The organism is Rectinema subterraneum (assembly GCA_009768935.1).
Lineage (GTDB): Bacteria > Spirochaetota > Spirochaetia > Treponematales > Rectinemataceae > Rectinema > Rectinema subterraneum.
Map to the genome: position 1 here is coordinate 1 of WESA01000021.1, position 17,957 is coordinate 17,957.

General features: G+C 51.7%; 12 protein-coding genes. 3 read left to right on the top strand and 9 right to left on the bottom strand.

The annotated features are described in order from the left end of the window. Positions 1 to 209: 209 nt before the first annotated feature. From gdhA to ychF, 9 genes are all read right to left on the bottom strand, one after another. A complete protein-coding gene (gene gdhA, locus GAP13_RS06790) occupies positions 210 to 1,556 on the bottom strand; it encodes an NADP-specific glutamate dehydrogenase (RefSeq protein WP_158907509.1) in 1,347 nt (448 codons plus the stop codon). 119 nt (positions 1,557 to 1,675) lie between these two features. Next, complete coding sequence (locus GAP13_RS06795; protein ID WP_158907511.1) at positions 1,676 to 2,440, bottom strand: hemolysin family protein; 765 nt, start codon at positions 2,438 to 2,440, stop codon at positions 1,676 to 1,678. After that, positions 2,437 to 2,898, bottom strand: coding sequence for an rRNA maturation RNase YbeY (gene ybeY / locus GAP13_RS06800; protein WP_158907513.1), 462 nt, complete (start codon positions 2,896 to 2,898; stop codon positions 2,437 to 2,439). Before ybeY ends, GAP13_RS06795 begins: the two co-directional genes overlap by 4 nt. Further along, positions 2,895 to 5,093 carry an HD family phosphohydrolase gene (locus GAP13_RS06805; RefSeq protein ID WP_158907515.1) on the bottom strand — a complete coding sequence of 733 codons (2,199 nt, stop codon included), beginning with the start codon at positions 5,091 to 5,093 and terminating at the stop codon, positions 2,895 to 2,897. Before GAP13_RS06805 ends, ybeY begins: the two co-directional genes overlap by 4 nt. Further along, on the bottom strand, positions 5,080 to 6,072 hold the full coding sequence (locus tag GAP13_RS06810) for a PhoH family protein (RefSeq protein WP_158907517.1): 993 nt from the start codon (positions 6,070 to 6,072) through the stop codon (positions 5,080 to 5,082). Before GAP13_RS06810 ends, GAP13_RS06805 begins: the two co-directional genes overlap by 14 nt. A 95-nt stretch (positions 6,073 to 6,167) precedes the next feature. Then, entirely contained in the window at positions 6,168 to 9,335 is a 3,168-nt protein-coding gene (locus GAP13_RS06815; protein ID WP_158907519.1) for an LPS-assembly protein LptD, read from the bottom strand. 46 nt (positions 9,336 to 9,381) lie between these two features. After that, positions 9,382 to 12,228 (bottom strand): excinuclease ABC subunit UvrA, encoded by a 2,847-nt coding sequence (gene uvrA, locus GAP13_RS06820; RefSeq protein WP_158907521.1) that lies wholly within the window; start codon positions 12,226 to 12,228, stop codon positions 9,382 to 9,384. Between the two features lie 105 nt (positions 12,229 to 12,333). Then, positions 12,334 to 12,957: a DNA-deoxyinosine glycosylase gene (locus GAP13_RS06825; RefSeq protein WP_158907523.1), complete on the bottom strand. Its 624-nt coding sequence runs from the start codon at positions 12,955 to 12,957 to the stop codon at positions 12,334 to 12,336. Then, on the bottom strand, positions 12,950 to 14,056 hold the full coding sequence (gene ychF, locus GAP13_RS06830; protein ID WP_158907525.1) for a redox-regulated ATPase YchF: 1,107 nt from the start codon (positions 14,054 to 14,056) through the stop codon (positions 12,950 to 12,952). The genes GAP13_RS06825 and ychF overlap by 8 nt, the downstream gene beginning before the upstream one ends. Positions 14,057 to 14,257: 201 nt before the next feature. Here ychF and GAP13_RS06835 point away from each other — a divergent pair, with 201 nt between their 5' ends. The 3 genes from GAP13_RS06835 (at position 14,258) to GAP13_RS06845 (ending at position 17,951) form a co-directional block, all read left to right on the top strand. Further along, complete coding sequence (locus GAP13_RS06835; protein ID WP_241864310.1) at positions 14,258 to 15,532, top strand: aminotransferase-like domain-containing protein; 1,275 nt, start codon at positions 14,258 to 14,260, stop codon at positions 15,530 to 15,532. 176 nt (positions 15,533 to 15,708) lie between these two features. Further along, entirely contained in the window at positions 15,709 to 16,446 is a 738-nt protein-coding gene (locus tag GAP13_RS06840) for an ABC transporter ATP-binding protein (protein ID WP_158907529.1), read from the top strand. Positions 16,447 to 16,448: 2 nt separating this feature from the next. Next, positions 16,449 to 17,951: an ABC transporter permease gene (locus GAP13_RS06845; protein WP_158907531.1), complete on the top strand. Its 1,503-nt coding sequence runs from the start codon at positions 16,449 to 16,451 to the stop codon at positions 17,949 to 17,951. The last annotated feature ends 6 nt before the right edge of the window (positions 17,952 to 17,957 follow it).

Consider the following 17,957-nt stretch of genomic DNA (forward strand, 5'->3'; position numbering starts at 1 on the left):
CCTCGCGATGGACACCCTTGGCGTTCGGCTACTGGTTCCCCTTACCGGGCCCAGACGGGACTTGGCAATGTATTGCCGCACCCGCTAGTGAGTGCGCCCTGCCGGGCGCACAACGAAAAAGGCGGCCTTCTTTCGAAAGCCGCCCATTCTTGCACAGTTTACGCTGATTTATGACTCGAGCTTACCTAGGATCCGCAGAGCCTAAGCAATTACACCAGCCCCTGCGCAATCATTGCGTCAGCGACTTTCTTGAAGCCCGCAATATTCGCTCCCACAATGTAATTGCCTTCAAAGCCATATTTGGCTGCGGTTTCAACACAGCTCTTGTGGATGTTGGTCATGATCTCGTGCAGGCGATGATCGACTTCTTCAGCGCTCCAAGCAAGCCGCATCGAGTTCTGGCTCATTTCAAGGCCGCTTGTCGCGACACCGCCCGCATTCGCTGCCTTGCCAGGCCCGAACGGGATCTCCTTTTCGATAAAGAGCTTCCATGCTTCCGGCGTACATCCCATATTCGAAACTTCGACGACAGTTTTTACGCCGTTGGCGATAAGCATCTTGGCATCTTCGCCATTGAGCTCGTTCTGGATAGCACAGGGCATCGCGATATCGACCTTCTGTTCCCATGGTTTTTTGCCTTTGTAGAAGACGGCCTTGGGGAATTTCTTGACATAGGTTTCCACTTTGTTGCGGTCGATGATGAGCATTTCCTCGAGATAGTCCCACTTTTCCTGCGTTCCGACGCCATCAGGATCGTACACATAGCCGTCCGGCCCGGAAATGGTGACGACCTTTGCACCGAGCTGGCTGGCTTTGATGCAGGCGCCCCATGCGACATTTCCGAAGCCTGATACCGACACAGTCTTGCCTTCAAGCGTTTCGCCGCGAAGCTTGAGCATCTCCTCTGCAAAATACACCGCGCCAAATCCGGTCGCTTCGGGCCTGATCAGAGATCCGCCAAACGACAATCCTTTGCCGGTAAACACGCCGGAAAATTGGTTTGCAAGCCTTTTGTACTGGCCGAACATGTAGCCTACCTCGCGCCCACCAACGCCGATATCACCAGCAGGGACATCGGTGTCCGGTCCGATATGGCGGAAAAGCTCAGTTACAAAACTCTGGCAGAAGCGCATAATCTCGTTGTCACTCTTGCCATTCGGGTCGAAATCCGATCCGCCCTTGCCGCCGCCCATCGGAAGCCCAGTGAGCGAATTCTTGAAAATCTGTTCGAATGCCAGAAATTTGAGGGTGGAAAGCGTAACTTTCGGATGGAAGCGAATCCCGCCCTTATACGGCCCGATCGCCGAATTGAACTGAACCCGGTAGCCGCGATTGACATGGTATTCGCCCTTGTCATCCACCCAGGGAACACGGAACATCACGACTCGCTCTGGCTCGACAATGCGCTCCAATATCTTCTGCTGCCGATATTTCGGCTCTGCTTCAATGAGCGGGGTGATAGATTCCAGAACCTCTTCTGTAGCCTGCAGGAACTCGCTTTCCCATGGATAGCGAGCGCGAAGTCCATCCAGCACTTCTTTTATGTAGGAATTCATGTGTCCCTCCTTTTAGGGATTGTTCTTTTTCATGATGCCGGCAGAATGTCAGCATTCAAATTCTATACCTGTTTATCGAATCATGCAAGTTGAATTGATATTTGAAATGCCGTTTTATATTATGAAACGAGAATTCTGTCTATGCGCACAATGGTGAGGCGGTGCCCTTCCATTGCTTCCACAGTGAACTGAAGGTCTCCTGCAGTGACTTGCTCTCCGGTCGCAGGAATGCGCTCGAAAAGATCAAACACATATCCGGCCAGACTATCGTATTCTCCAATGGGCAGCTGCGCGCCAATAGCCTCATTAAGGTCCTCGAGCCTGATGCGAGCATCACAACGCCATGTATTTTCGCTGACTTTTATTACCTGTTCTGTCTCTTCATCGAATTCATCCTGAATTTCGCCAACGATCTCTTCGATAATGTCTTCAAGACACACTATGCCAGCGGTTCCGCCGTACTCATCCACTGCAATGGCAATATGCACGTGTCTGCGCTTGAATTCTTTTAAAAGACTGTCGATTCGTTTTGTTTCGGGCACAAAATAAGGCGGGCGGATCAGGCGCTTAAGCTCGAGGGGCTCTTTTTTTACAAGTGCCGCAAGCACATCCTTCGCATAGAGAATACCCACAATATTATCGATTGTATCGGAATACACCGGAATTCGCGAATGCCCCGACTCTACCAATATCGCAAGTATCTCATCTATCGAAGTTGTGTTATCGACACAGACGGTATCTGTCCGAGGCACCATAACATCTTTGACTATTTTCTCCGGAAGATGCTCCACTCCTTCGATCATTTCGCGCTGTTCTTCGACTGATTCATTGCTCGACAATTCTGTCTTCGCGCGCGGCTTAAATATCTGCGAAAGAAGACTCATAGAATCGAATTTCCTCCCAGCTGGCCCAAGAGCTGTTCCTGGAGATGCATCATTGGCTGATCCGGCTCATTATCTTCATGATTCATGCCTGACAGATGAAGAATGCCATGAATGATGAGCCTCCGCAACTCTTCGTCCGCGCTTACGCCAAAATCCTCCGCATTGCGGTAGAGAGCCGGAACGCTGATCACTACATCGCCAGCGATAAAAACATCTTCGCCATCGTTTACATGTTCGAGTTCTCCAAGGGTAAACGACAGCACGTCTGTCGGCGCATCGATGTTCCGATAGTCTCGGTTGAGCGATTGCATGGTTGCATCATCGCAGAATGTGAGCGAAATCTGCCAGTTCTGTTTTTTAAGCGCATCGAGCACAGACAGCGCATAATTAGCAGCGCGCTGCGCCCAAGCAGGCTCGTCGGTTCCAATTACTGAATAAAAGACTTCATTCCCGTTCATTGCTGCTCCTGGCCTGGATATTCGATCCGGGTATGCATCTGGGATTGCAGAATCCTCGAAAAAGCCTCCTCGGTGATGCGGATGTCGCGCATAGTGAGCTCGCTGTCTTCGAGCTGGCCGGTGTTCAGCTTATGCAAAATGAGCTGATGAACGAATTGCTCGAGTTTGGCTGAGCTTGGGTTTTTCAGCGAACGGGAAGCGGCTTCCACAGTATCGGCAAGCATGACGATCGCGGCTTCCTTGCTTTTCGGATGCTCTCCCTGATAGCTGAAAGACTGCACATCCGCCTCTGAGACGCTGTCTTTCACTTTGCTGATGATGGCTTCCATAACCGAATTGCCGTGGTGCTGGCCGATAATCTCAATGACTTCTTTCGGAAGTCCTATCTCCCGACCACGCTCGACACCATCTTTCACATGTCGCCGGATAATGCTCGCGGAAAGCGACGGGTTGATATCATCATGCCGATTGACGCCTTTTTGGTTTTCCGTGAAATATTCAGGGTGCTCGATTTTTCCAATATCGTGATAGTATGCGCCTATCCGGGCTAAAAGCGGGTTCGCGCCGATATCTTTGGCTGCGGCTTCTGCGAGATGCGCGACTTGTATCGAATGGGCATATGTCCCCGGAGCGTTCGAGAGCATTTCCTTGAGAATTGGAGCATTGATGTCAGCGAGTTCCATGAGGCGGAACTGTGTAGCCCTGTCGAGAAGACGCTCGAAAAGAGGCAGCAGGAGCAGAATGAACGAGCCGCCTGCAAAACCATTGAGCGCTCCAAGACCCATAGACTGGATGAGCTCTGCTGCATTCGGTTTCTGGTTGAGCAGAAGTATTATTGCAAGCAATGCTTGTATTATAGCCTGGAAAATTGCTGCGCGGGCGAGCATGATTCTCGTTCGGGCAGTCCGCATGGTCAGCGTCGCAGATATTCCTGCCAAAAGAATGCCGATCATGAACTGCGCATTCAGATTTGTCGCCGCACCCGTCAGAAAAAATGAAATCAGGCTGAAGAAAATGCCCGTCCGCGGCCCGTAGAGCAACGAAACAAGCCCCGCGAACAGAGAAGCTGGCACAAACAGCGCTCCACGCGAAAGACTCTTGCTGTCAATCACATTCTGAATCACCAGAATCCAGTACAATAAAATGAGCAGTGAAGAAAGCAAAAACAGCAGCGAAGACCTGTCGCTCGGAAAATCGGACAAATCCTTCACTCTGGCGAGCAGGAACCCGAGCAGTGAAGCCACAAGGAGCAGTCCCAGCCCAGTCATCAATACGCCGACATCGGAAACCAGAATCGCCGAACGTATTGTCTTTATCTGCTGATATAATTCCGGTGTGACCAGTTCGCCTTTCCGGACGAGAATTTCGTTTCGGCTTACAAACCGTGTCACCGGTTCCACCCGCGCGCGGGCCGCTGCAATGCGCTTTTCCGAAAGACCCTGGTCAAAGAATACATTCTCTCGCAGAAGCGCTTTCCCGAGAAGGCGCACATACTGTTTCATCGATTCCGGAACGTGCCGTGCATCCATTTCATCGTCTAGCCGATTACCCAGATTCGCAAGCGTAATCATGCCATTCACCGGCAGCTGTTCACTCTCCTGCCTGGTCCCCAAAGTGCGGACAAGCTCGTAATAATTGGGATTGAATTGATCGAAAACTCCATCGGGGAGGGATACAACTCCTTTCCCCAGCATACTCTCAACAATATCGCTGACATAGACAAACGCCTGGGCATTCAATTTCGCGCGCACCAGAACAGTGTACAGTTCCGGCTGAAACAAGTCTGGAAAACGGCTTCGCAAAAGGAGGCTCAGCGCATCTACCCCTCCAGGCTCCCCAGCAAGCTGCCTATAATACGAAGCAAATGCTTCGGCCTTTTCGCGCACCGCTGATGTGATTTTGTCATCGAGGACAAAGACGGCAAGCACAAGCCGTTCTTCAGCCAGAATTTTCCGCTGGGTCGCTTCCTTATCGACATATACTGTATCTTTGCCCGCATACACATCGGAATCGGCTACCTTGCCTGGCTGGATGGATCTGAGCGAATTGCGGCTTCCAAGAGCAGAAGGCCCCAAAAATACAAGGCCGACCGCTGCAATGACGATTGCCGCCAGAAAGTACCACATCGACGGCGCCATCGAAGCAAGCTGCCTCAGGAGGGAACTGAAAAACAGCTCATCATTATTCTTTTTCATATGCTTCTATAATCTTGCGCACCAATGGACTTCGCACGACATCGCGCGCATCGAGCCTGCTCACGAATACTTCATCGATATGCTCAAGCAGGGTAACAGCATGGACAAGGCCAGATTCGTTTTTCTTTGGCAGATCGATCTGAGTAATGTCCCCTGTCACGATCGCTTTGGTATGGTCGCCGAGCCTGGTCAGAAACATCTTCATCTGTTCCTTTGTCGTATTCTGTCCCTCATCCAATATCACAATGCAATTGGTAAGGCTGCGACCGCGCATGTATGCAAGCGGCGCGACTTCAATCGCCCTGCTCTCTTCGAGACGGCGAATGGTTTCATATGGAACAAGCGCTTCCATGGCATCATAGAGGGGTCTGAGATAAGGATTGATTTTCTGCTCCAGGTCACCTGGAAGATAGCCAAGGCTTTCGCCCGCCTCTACGACGGGGCGGGTCAGAATAAGCTTCCTTCTTGTTTTCGCTAGAAGTTCCCGCAGCGCATACGCCATGGCGAGGTAGGTTTTGCCGGTTCCTGCAGGACCAATCGCAAATACCAGATCATGCATCGCAATGCCCTGGAGATACAAGCTCTGTCCGGAGGAACGGGGGAAAACTTTGCCAAACCCGTTCGGAATCTGGATGCAGGTATCGAGAAACTTCGAAATACCGCTTTCGTTCTCTTCTGGCGCGCTTTGATCTCCTCTGTCGTCAGGCTGTTTCCCTTCGGGCGTCAACTCTGCATGAAGGGCAATGATGAGTTCGGGCGTGGCAGGAACTCCATCTTCAATCGAGGTTCCGATTGCACTGACAAGCTGCGAGAAAAGGCCGACAACCTCGTCATTCTCGCTTTCGATGAAAAGCTCGTTCCCTCTGCTCAGCACCCGCGCGCCAAGAAGGCTGCTCAACACAGAAAGATTGTAGTCGTTTGCACCACAGAGTTCCGCGAGAAGGCGTGTATCTTCAAGTACTATATGCGAAGGACTCAATCGCTCTCCTGATTCATGAAAAAATGCGCTATTACTTTTAATATACTACGATATACTTACTCTTTCCAGTCATCGCGCTGCTTGCGGAGCGCGTATTATTCGCGGAAGGCGCCTTCGCTGTAATTGATTGAGCTCTTGATCGCGGATATATCTTTCCAGGTAACAGCTATGCTGAACGACACGTCCATCTGGTAGTAAGGCCGTCCTGTATCCGGCGTGATCAGTGTCGGCCCCGCAGCGATACTTCCGGCAAGATCCCAGTCGTGGGCATCGACCGCAAGTGTGAGCGAAAGCTTCTGCAGCTTGAAGAGTGTCCGCTGAAGACGTGCGCTGTCCCAAATCGAAAGGCTGTCGAGCAAGTCATTGAAAAAGTTTCTCTTATATATTTCGGGATCGAGATCACCGGCTACAGGGAGCAGCCCCGCGTAATACCTCCAGAAAGATTTATTGATCGATGAGACCGAAAGATCGAGGGACAAGCCGCCCGAATTCTTGAGGGAAATGCGAAAATCAGAGCCAAATATGGCATTTGTGTATTGAATGAGATTTTGACTGAGCGAAAGAGCGCTCCCAAATTCGAAATACCACACCAGCTTGTCGCTGATATCCTGCGGCGGCTTCATCATGAGCACCGGTTTCCAGGAGAGCGAAACAGTAGAAGGTCTGAAATATTGCGTCCCGTCCTGGATCCATGAGCCACTTTTAAATGTATAGCCATTGGCTTTCTGCGCGGTGAAGCGAGCATTGAAGGACCAGGCTGTGATGTCGGCACTCACACTGAGTGGCGCATTCGCATCAAAATCCCAGGCTGCGTTCGCCGCAAATCGCAGTTGTTTCAATGGCTGCAACGAGACATTTCCGGCAAGCGAAGTTGACTTGAGGTCAGCCAGCGAAGATTGGCGGGAAATGATATACGCCGCTCCGAAACTGGCAATTCCGGCGGCGGAAGATAGAGAGAATGTGTAATTCTCGAGGAGAGGAGGCAAGGCGATTTTAAAACTCAAGCGTTCCGATGTCGAGCCGATTTTTGCTGCGAGCTCGGCGAGTATGGAGTGATCGCGTATCATGGTATCGTCCCATGAAAGCCAATTCAATTTATATACAGGGTTTGCATTGACACCACTGCCGTCGAGGCCTTCATAGCTCACCATGGCAATTTTGCCGGACAATGAGTACTGGAGTTTTGAAGCAGCGAGCATATCGATATTTCGCAGAGGCGACCATATGATGCTCGTCCCGGCATTCCAGCTCGCCGTGTTGTAGCCATAGTCAGCGAGCTTGAATGGATGTACTGTTGTGGGAGAAACGCGCTCGTCATACAAATACGGACGATACTGCACCTGCCCGCTTACGCCGCTCGAAAATTGAAAATCGAGAGCAGCTTTCTCGACAGAAAGCTGAGAATTCAAGCTGGCATTATTGCGGCTGCCCAGAAGCCAGTACCAACTTTTAAAGTCGATATCCTGCGGTTTCTGCCAGGCAAAGCTATAGAATCGATCTTCGATATACATTGCATTGGAAGTGGTCCACCCCAATGAAGCAGCATTGCTCCGCGCGATGATGCCGGAAGCAGAGAATGTCGTATCTACCACGCGCGCATTTTCTGGATAGAAAAAATGCCGTTGTGGATTGACTGCATTGAGACGAAGCTGTGCCGCTGTCATTCCGCTTGTCGATGCATATTTGCTCTTCCAGCTGAGCGATGAAGAGAGGTTGCTTAGATTGAATGTCAGAGGTTTCTGAGTGTTCTTCGCTCTCCATGACCATGAAAGGCTGGCTTTCTGGACAAATGAAGTGCGTTCGCTCACAGTACTGCTCGCGCCACCGAATATCGAGAAGAAATCATAGGACTCTTTGCGATCCAGAAAATCCTGATCGATGAACGGATCGGAATAGAACGGCAGACTCACCTTCCAGCTCAGCCCCGAAGCATTCCGCCTGGAAGACGCTTCAAAGCTGGTCACAAACCTCACCGGCAGAGCAATTGAGCCAAATTTCCAGTCATTCCATACCGATTTGTAGTTTCCTGCCCAATCGTATGGCGAATAGTAGCCGGTCGACTCAAGAAAAACAGAACGCGACAGCCCCACGCCGACAAGCCAGCTGAGATTGACAGGCAAGCGGGATGCGCTTTTTCCGCGCAAGCCCGCAAAGGCGCCAAGAGAAGAATATGCATCGACAAGCACGGCAAGCGATGACGTATCGCTTTGTTCTGTGGTTGTTTGCGTTCTTGAGACATATGTGCCGAATGAGCCGGTAGCCCCTTGCTGAAGCGAAAATGCAGACGACTGGCGAGCTTCCGCGCCCTGGGTTCCCGCTACATAGGTCGTTGTCTGAACAAAGCCGCCCTGACGGGACCGGAACCCGACTACGGGATGAAACACGGACGCTTTTGAAGGATAATAGAAAAACGGCAGCCACAATACCGGAATACTGCCGACATACAAAGTCGCATTGACTACCGCCCAATCGCCCGAACCGAACAGCCATATTTTTTTCGCGCGCAGAATATAGTGCGGATCAATCGCATCGCATGCGGTAAGCGACCCATTCGCAAGCGAAACCACCTCTTCGGACTTGGAAATCAGTGTGCCAAAATGGACAATCAGTGTTCGGCTTTCCGCTCCGGTTGGTTCCATATTGAACGAGCCATCGACAAACACGCCAGAGGATTCATCGAGATTCACAGCGATGGATTGGCCCTTGTAAATATCGGTTCTGGTTTTCGTTTCCCTTGTGTACTCGACATTGCCAGCCGCCTGTACTTCGTTTGTATCCCTGTTGAACACAAGGTATTGCGCCGATATGCGGTGAATCGTTCCTTGCGAGTCTGCAAAGCGAATCTCTAGAGGGCCATTGACGCGTATCTCTTTGGTGCCATTTTCAATTGTAAAATACTGAACATTTCCGGCCTTTTCGATAGTCATGGAAACATCGCCCTTGACTTTTGGAATTGGCTCGAATCCAAAATGGGCAAAAAGGCGAGCTCTGAGCTCATCGGCTGTTCCGTCTGCAGAAAGCCCATATTCTGCCGCGATATCGCGAAGCTCGTAGATCGTCGCTGCGGCAATTCTAAAGCGCAAAGTTTTGCGGGCGAAATCTTCAGGAACCGGAGAAGCGGAAATCGCTGTGGGGATGGATTGTGTATCTGTTTGCTGCGCCGTAGACTCTTCGGCGGGAGACGATTGGTTTACAGCCTCCTGTGCCGGCAAAAATAGAATCAAAATGAACAGCAAGCCAAAAATGCAGAGTATGCGACGCATCGCCTGGTATCGTACATGGAAGAGGAATGGAAAGGCAAGAATCAGCTTAGCGAGGTCCCGATATTTCGAGCATTGGTCCCAGATATTGCCCCGTGTAGGATTGTTTGCAGCGCGCAATATCTTCGGGCGTGCCTTCTGCAACGATCATGCCGCCTCGATCCCCGCCTTCCGGCCCGAGGTCGATGACCCAGTCGGCCTGTTTGATGATATCGAGGTTATGCTCGATCATGACGACTGTGTTACCGCTGTCCACAAGGCGATGGATTACCTCCAGCAACTGGCGGACATCAGCAAAATGCAGGCCTGTCGTAGGCTCATCCAGAAAATAGAGGGTACGACCTGTCGCGCGCTTCGCCAGCTCGAGGGAAAGCTTGACTCGCTGGGCTTCGCCACCAGATAGCGTCAGCGCAGACTGTCCCAGGCGAATGTATCCCAAGCCAACATCGAGCATTGTCTTCAGTCTGTGGGCAATCGAAGGGATATGCGCAAAAAATCCGCTCGCCTCTTCCACGGTCATATTGAGCACATCTGCGATATTCTTCCCCTTGAAACGCACATCGAGCGTATCGGCATTGAAACGTTTCCCATGGCAGACTTCGCAGGTGATATAAACATCCGGCAGAAAATTCATTTCGATTTTGATGGTGCCGTCGCCCTGGCAGTGCTCGCAGCGCCCGCCTTTTACATTGAAACTGAAGCGGCCGGGCTTCCATCCGCGTGCGCGCGATTCCGGAAGGCTTGCAAAGAGCTCGCGGATGGGCGTGAACACGCCGACATAGGTCGCAGGATTCGAGCGCGGTGTGCGGCCAATGGGGCTCTGGTCGATGTTGATGATTTTGTCGATGTGCTCGAGCCCATGGATTGCCTCGAAAGCTCCTTCGCGATGCGAAGAGCGCATGATGCGGTTGGAAATGGCAGGATACAGTACATCGGAGAGCAGCGTGCTCTTGCCCGAGCCCGATACGCCCGTGATGCAGACAAATTTTCCTAACGGGATTTTCACATCGATATGCTTGAGGTTGTGCTCGCTGGCGCCCTTCACCGTGATATAGGCCCCATTTCCCTGGCGTCTGACCTTCGGCACGTCGATTCTGAGCGTTCCAGCCAGATATTGTCCGGTAAGGCTATCGGGATGAGCAATGACTTCGGGGACTGTCCCTTGCGCAACAACATAGCCGCCATGCTCGCCGGCACCGGGTCCAAGGTCGACGAGATAATCCGCGGTGCGGAGCGTCTGCTCGTCGTGTTCGACTACTATGAGCGTATTGCCGAGGTCGCGCAGGTAGGTGAGCGTATCGATAAGGCGCTGGTTGTCCCGCTGATGAAGGCCGATCGATGGCTCATCAAGGATATAGAGAACGCCGACAAGCGAGCTTCCGATCTGCGTCGCAAGGCGAATACGCTGGGCTTCTCCACCCGAAAGCGTCGCCGCCTTGCGCTCGAGCGTCAGATAATCGAGCCCGACATTGCGTAAAAAGCCGAGCCTCGCCACTATCTCTTTCAGAATGAGCTTCGAAATCTGCGCTTCAGTCGGGGTGAGCTTGAGCGATTCGAAAAACTGAACCGCTTCGCCAACGGGCATGCAGGTTATGTCATAGATGTTTTTACCACCTATAGTTACTGCAAGCGCCTCCGGTCGGAGCCGCTTTCCGTGGCAGACCTCGCATTCCTTTTCGATCATAAAGGATTCGAGCCAGTCCTTGATTTCATCGCTCGTCGATTCCATGTAGCGACGGCGCAAATCTGCCAAAATGCCAGGAAATTTCGACTGGTATTCGAAGTGACCCGTGCGGTCTCTGTTGTCATACCGAACATGGATATCTTCGTCGCTGCCATAGAGGATGGCGTGCATCACTTTTTCAGGAAGCGATTCAAAGGGCGTATCGAGGCTGAAATGGTAATGATGCGCGAGCGCTTCAAAGCGGGAGCGGTTCCATGCGGATGTCGGATTGTAGGGAATACATCCGCCTTCGTTGAAAGAAAGGCTTTTATCGGGGATTATGAGGTCGGGGTCGAACTCCATGTTCATGCCGAGCCCGGCGCAAGCGGGGCAGGCTCCCTGTGGCGCATTGAACGAAAAGAGGCGCGGTTCCATTTCGGGCAACGATATGCCGCAGACCGGGCAGGCGCCTTTCTGGCTGAAAAATTCTTCTTTGAGCTGGCCTTCTTGCGCTCCGCTCCCTTCGCGAATCACCGTGACTATGCCATCGGCAATGCCGAGTGCTGTCTCGACCGCTTCGGCAACCCGCCGCCTGCTTTCTTCAGAAAGCCGTATTCTATCGACAACTAATTCGATAGTATGCTTTTTTTGCTTTTCAAGCGCTGGGGGCACCTCGAGCTCGATGAACTGCCCATCAACGCGTGCCCGCAAGAAGCCCTGCTTGAGTGCATCTTCAAGTACCTTGCGATGCTCGCCTTTCTGGGCGCGGATAACTGGAGCCAGAATCTGCAATTTGGTCTCGCTGGGCCATGACAATATGACATCGAGAATCTGGTCGACACTCTGCTCACGGATTTCCCGCCCGCAGGATGGGCAGTGCGGCACACCAATGCGCGCAAAAAGCAGGCGCAAGTAATCGTAGATTTCGGTGACGGTCCCCACGGTTGAACGCGGGTTCCGGGTGGTCGTCTTTTGCTCTATAGAAATAGCCGGTGAAAGGCCTTCGATATAATCGACATCGGGCTTGTCCATGCGTCCCAGGAACTGGCGCGCATATGCCGAAAGCGATTCGACATAGCGCCTCTGGCCTTCGGCAAAAATAGTATCGAACGCCAGAGAACTCTTCCCCGAACCGGAAAGGCCCGAGATAACTATGAGCTTGTTGCGCGGCAATTCAAGGTCGATATTTTTCAGGTTATGTTCGCGTGCACCCTTGATGATGAGCTTGTCCATTGCGGTAAAAGCATACTGCGGCGAGGGGAGTCGAGGCAAGTATGCTTGACATATGTATAGCTGTTCGGAATGTGAAAAAATGCAGGAGAAAAGGACTCAGGTCAATCACGCGCCAAGGAATTCGAACCAGATGTGCTGCTTGTCTATGGTTGACCGGAAATTGCGCGACGGCACAGGGCTGGTGGATGGCAAGTACATGATGCTGCGCATCTGGCCGCCTATTTCGATGCTGATTCTGCCGCCGGCCATGCGCAGAGCTTTTCTTGCAAGCAGGCGATTCTCTGGCGATACTACATGGCGCATAAAAAGAGAGGCAGCAAGTGCGCCATTGAGTCCTACCCATTTTATAGAAGGATATTGTCCAAGCAGATCCCGGATATCATTGAGCGCGACGATTTCAAGCTCACCATCAGCGCTTGTCTGTCTGCGGCACGATTGCACCATGTCCCAAATAAGAAGCCCCAGACTGCTTGCAAGCGCAATCTTTGCGGAATAATTATCGAGCGACCCGGGGGGCAATACAATTCCTCTTTCCATCGCAAAGGCAGCCAGAATCGGCCAGAAATGGTTGCGCGGGTGCCCATAGTATTCGCCTTTTTCTTTGGACCGGATTGACGGGAATGAGCCAAGCGCCAGCAATCGCGGCGCGCTTTCGTCACCAGCCGGAGAAAAGCCCTGCTCTATGCTGCCCTGCCCAACAGGCTCCCCCTTCTCCAAAGGCTCAGACATTGAACTTGAAGAACATGATATCGCCATCCTGCACGACATATTCACGCCCTTCCTGGCGCATTTTCCCTGCAGCGCGGACAGCGGCTTCCGAGCCATACTGGATGAGGTCGTCGTAGTGGTAGACCTCAGCTTTGATGAACCCTTTCTCAAAATCGGTATGAATGACCCCGGCGGCTGCGGGAGCCTTGTCGCCCGCAAGAATCGTCCATGCGCGGCACTCATCCTCACCTGCGGTAAAAAAGGTGCGCAAACCAAGGAGCCGATACGCAGCGTGCGCTAGCGACGCAAGCCCTGGCGCTTCGAGGCCTATTCCAGCAAGGAACTCGGCGCGTTCCGCAGGATCTTCTATGTCAGCAAGCTCAGCTTCGAATTTACCGCATATGACCACTGCCTCGGAACCTTGCTTCTCTGCAATTTCTTTCACTATATCGACATATTTGTTTCCATGCACTCCCGATTCGTCGACATTGCAGACAAAGAGCTCCTTTTTCATAGTCATAAGAAAGCTGCGACGCGCAAATTCGATTTCTTCAGGCTCAAGGTCAACCGTGAATGCTGGCTTGCCCTCCTGGAGTGCCGGCCTGACCTTCTGCAGTACAGCAATCTCCTTTTCGGTATCTTTTTTCAGGTTGGGATCCTGTACTTTGAGCTGACGATTCAATTTATCGAGCCTGCGATCGATGCTGTCGAGATCGGCAAGCGCCAGCTCAGTATGGATCACATCGATATCATCAGCAGGATCCACTTTGCCTGCCACATGGATGATATCAGGATCATCGAAACACCGCACAACATGCGCGATCATGCCCACTTCCCGGATATGGGAGAGAAACTGGTTGCCCAGCCCCTCGCCTTTCGAAGCACCGCGAACAAGCCCTGCAATATCCACAAACTCCACAACTGCAGGTACTTTTCGTCTGGGCTTGAAAATCTCGCACAGCCGATCCAGGCGCTTGTCCGGCAGAGGCACAATGCCCACATTCGGATCGATTGTGCAGAAAGGATAATTGGCAGCTTCCGCTTTTGCGCTCGTAAGCGCCGAGAAAATCGTCGATTTTCCTACATTTGGTAGACCGACTATTCCACAGTTCAATGGCATGGTATATACACCTTTATCATATTGCTTGCGTTGTTGCGAACAGACAATAACAGTATACTACAAGCCAGTATACGGCAAGAGCAAAACCTTGCGTTTCATATATTGAAACGCAAGTTCGAAATTTCGAAATTCGATATTTACTGACTGGAAAAACTGGGGTAGGATAACTGCAGCCATCAAATCATCGAGGAGGATCGATTGATGCAGGATTTTTCGAAGTATCTATCCGCCAATGCGAATAACATGAAAAAATCCGTTATCAGGGAGCTGCTCAAACTCACGAATCAGCCTGATATCATTTCTTTCGCCGGCGGGCTTCCCGCTCCTGAGACATTTCCAGTCGAAGAATTGAGAGAAGCGAGCGATCGCGTCTTCAGAAAATATGGAGACAAGATTCTGCAATACGGCACTACTGAAGGCGACAATGATCTCAAAGCACAGCTTGTTGCCTACGAATCGGCGCAGGGCATCAAGCTTGGCCCTGAAAACCTGCTTATCACCTCCGCGAGCCAGCAGGCTCTCGATATGCTGCCCAAGCTTTTTCTCGACCCGGGCGATTATGTAATCGCCGGCCGCCCCACCTATGTTGGCGCCATCCAAGCAATCCAGTCATATCAGGGCAACGTGCTCGGCATTCCGTTCAGTACCGCTGATGATGGATTCGATATGGTAGAGCTCGAAAAACGCTACGAACGAGCAATCAGCGCAAAGAAACGCATTAAATACATCTATGTCATTCCTGATTTCCAGAACCCCTCCGGAATATGCTGGAGCCTCGAAAAAAGGAAAGCGCTCCTCGAATTCGCCTATCGCGAAGGCCTTTTTATTGTAGAAGATGCTCCATATCGCGAAATACGTTTCATGGGAGAGCCTGTGCCTTCCATCTACCAGCTTGACCAGCAGATGCAGAACAGGGGCATTGTTATCAATCTGAAGACATTTTCCAAAATACTCGCCCCCGGCACACGCATAGGCTGGATTATCGCGCGCGAAGATCTCATCCAGAAAATGGTCATTGCGAAACAGGCCATGGACCTCTGCACGAGCGTCCTCACCCAGAAAATGATTGCAGAGTTTATGGCGACAGGGAAGCTCAAGGATATCGTTGCACGAACCTGCGGCATCTATCGCAACAAGCGCAATTTCATGCTCGAAATGTTCGAGAAATATATGCCCAAGCGTTTCGATCTTGCATGGACAAAGCCGGAAGGCGGGCTTTTTCTCTGGCTCTCGCTGCCACGCTACATCGACACGGACAAAATGTTCTACAAAGCTGTCGAAAAAAAAGTAGCCTATGTGGTCGGCAGCGCATTCTATTTCGACGAGCCAGAAACCAACTCGATGCGCATCAACTTCTCGTACTCGAGCTTTGAGCAGATCGAAGAAGGAACCAAGCGGCTCGCCAACGTGATCAGTGAAGAAATAGAGGCGCACGAAGCAGGCCCGCGCGGGCAGACTTCGCCTGAGGATATATAAAGCTTCATTGTAGGTAACCCGCTTTTTCATGGCCACCGCTTTCGTGATGCCTAAGCAAGCCTGAATATTAAGCTTAATTAAATATCATTTTTTGTTTTCGAATTCTGTTGCCGCGCCCGGACTAAATCGCTATTTTCTCAAGAAGGAAATGAAATATTCAGTTCTGGAGCGGTATCATGCAAATTATCGAGTTGCGCAATGCAAAAAAAGACTATCTTCTGGGCAAAGTAACCGTGCCGGCAATCAAGGGGGTATCCTTTGCAATCGAGAGAGGAGATTTTGTGTCGATTGCGGGACCTTCGGGCTCAGGCAAGACAACCATTCTCAATATGATCGGCCTCATCGATATTCCTACTTCGGGGGAAGTCATCATCGACGGTAAGAATACTTCGGGGCTATCGGATCAGGAGCTTACCCGCTTTCGCCATGAAGTGCTCGGATTCATTTTCCAATCATTCAACCTTATTCCGGTGCTCAATGTATGGGAAAATATCGAGTTCCCTCTCCTTCTTGGAAGGACGCGCGTTCCCAAGAATGAATGGAAGGATTGGATCGATTTTCTCATCGGTGAAGTCGGGCTTGGCGACTGGAGAGACCACAAGCCGAACGAGCTTTCGGGAGGTCAGCGCCAGCGTGTCGCCATCGCGCGCGCACTCGTGACCAAGCCTTCCATAGTGCTCGCGGATGAGCCCACAGCCAACCTCGATTCTGCTACTGGTGAGCAGATCATCGATCTCATGAAAAAAATCAACCGCGAAATTCAAACCACATTCATATTTTCGACGCATGACGCCACGATTGTCAGTATTGCCGATCATGTCATCCGCTTGCGGGATGGAACTATCATCGAAAACAGGCGCAATGGCGAAGACATAAACGGCTCGGGCGCCGTTGGCGCACCAGTGGAGGATTGAGTATGGCCGTCATTCTCAGAATGGCGTTCCGCAACATCAGGGAACACAAATCGAAGAGCCTTATCATCGGCATCCTTCTCGCGCTCGGAGCCTTGATTCTGGTTGTCGGAACCGCTTTCATCGATGCTTCGCAAGCTGGCATCCGCTCGACATTTTCCGATGTGTATACAGGCGATATTTTTATTTCCGGCATCAGCTCCGAAGGCCCGGTATCGCTGTTCGGCGTTTCCTCTCCCGGAGGGCTCGCGGCGACGCCGATAATCCCGAATTACGAAAAAGTCCTTTCCATCGTAAAATCGACGCCTCATATTGCCGGCCATTCTTCGCTGGCAACAGGCTTTGCCCAGCTGACACGCGAGGACAGCACGCCGCAACAAGCCAATGCGCTCAAAAGTACAATTCAGTCCCAGGATCGCTTTTTGTTTCTCTTTGGTGTCGATGCTGCTTCGTACTGGAATCTTTTCAATCAGGTGGAAATCGTTCAGGGTGAGCGCCTTCAGCCAGGACAGCCCGGCCTTATGATCAGCGAGAGCCAGCGCCAGAAATTTTCAGACTGGCTCGGCAAGCCGCTTTCGATTGGCGACACATTGCTCATCCAGGGCTTCTCTTCTGCTGGAATGCGCCTTCGCGAGCTTCCGATAGTCGGCATATTCCAGCTCAAGGAACAAGGGGCTTCTCCTGAACAGCTCGCCTACATCGATATCGAATCGCTGCGAGTAATGAGCGGGATGACAGTTGGCGCAAACGAACCGATCCAGCTTAAGCCTGAAGAGACGAGCATGCTGTCTACTGACAATGCCGATTCTTTGTTCGGCGAGGATGTGACGGTCACGCAAGGGTCCTCGACAGGTATCGATGTCAATGCCATCGCTGCGCAGATTGCACAAGAGAGCGCTGCAAAGCCTCTACAGGCCGATGAAGGGGCATGGCAATTCATTGTTGCCAAAGCGGATTCTCCGCGCAATGTGCAACGAACTATTGCTGCATTGAATGCGTCCTTCGCGAAAGAAGGTATCCCTGTGGTTGCCGGGGACTGGCAGAAAGCTGCCGGACCTTACGGGCAGTCCATCGACGTGGTCCGCATTGTCTTCGCAGCGGCAATCATCATCCTGTCGATTGTGGCGATTATCATTATCATGAATACATTTGTAATATCGGTTATAGAGCGCACTTCGGAAATCGGCACGATGCGCGCTATCGGCGCAGGAAAGGGCTTTGTCCGCGGTTTGTTCACAGCCGAAGCGACCGCACTTGCACTGGTGTCCTCAGTAGTTGGAGCGGGGCTCGGCATTGCAGTGACTTCGATACTGAGAGCGCTCCATATCGAAGCGACAAACCAGTTCTTCCTTATTCTTTTTGGTGGAAAATACATGAATCCGATTGTATCCGCCGGAAATATGATTACCGCGATCGTCGTCATGGTCGTGGTTGGCTTTATCGCCCACCTGTATCCGGTCTCGCTGGCACTCAAAATCCAGCCGGTCAGGGCGATGCAGGAAGAATAGGAGCAC

Bases quoted from the DNA above. Each gene is read 5' to 3' on its own strand.
- GAP13_RS06840 (WP_158907529.1), top strand. From the start codon at position 15,709: ATGCAAATTATCGAGTTGCGCAATGCAAAAAAAGACTATCTTCTGGGC.
- uvrA (WP_158907521.1), bottom strand. From the start codon at position 12,228: ATGGACAAGCTCATCATCAAGGGTGCACGCGAACATAACCTGAAAAAT.
- GAP13_RS06845 (WP_158907531.1), top strand. From the start codon at position 16,449: ATGGCCGTCATTCTCAGAATGGCGTTCCGCAACATCAGGGAACACAAA.
- gdhA (WP_158907509.1), bottom strand. From the start codon at position 1,556: ATGAATTCCTACATAAAAGAAGTGCTGGATGGACTTCGCGCTCGCTAT.
- GAP13_RS06795 (WP_158907511.1), bottom strand. From the start codon at position 2,440: ATGAGTCTTCTTTCGCAGATATTTAAGCCGCGCGCGAAGACAGAATTG.
- GAP13_RS06815 (WP_158907519.1), bottom strand. From the start codon at position 9,335: ATGCGTCGCATACTCTGCATTTTTGGCTTGCTGTTCATTTTGATTCTA.
- GAP13_RS06825 (WP_158907523.1), bottom strand. From the start codon at position 12,957: ATGTCTGAGCCTTTGGAGAAGGGGGAGCCTGTTGGGCAGGGCAGCATA.
- GAP13_RS06805 (WP_158907515.1), bottom strand. From the start codon at position 5,093: ATGAAAAAGAATAATGATGAGCTGTTTTTCAGTTCCCTCCTGAGGCAG.
- ychF (WP_158907525.1), bottom strand. From the start codon at position 14,056: ATGCCATTGAACTGTGGAATAGTCGGTCTACCAAATGTAGGAAAATCG.
- GAP13_RS06835 (WP_241864310.1), top strand. From the start codon at position 14,258: ATGCAGGATTTTTCGAAGTATCTATCCGCCAATGCGAATAACATGAAA.
- ybeY (WP_158907513.1), bottom strand. From the start codon at position 2,898: ATGAACGGGAATGAAGTCTTTTATTCAGTAATTGGAACCGACGAGCCT.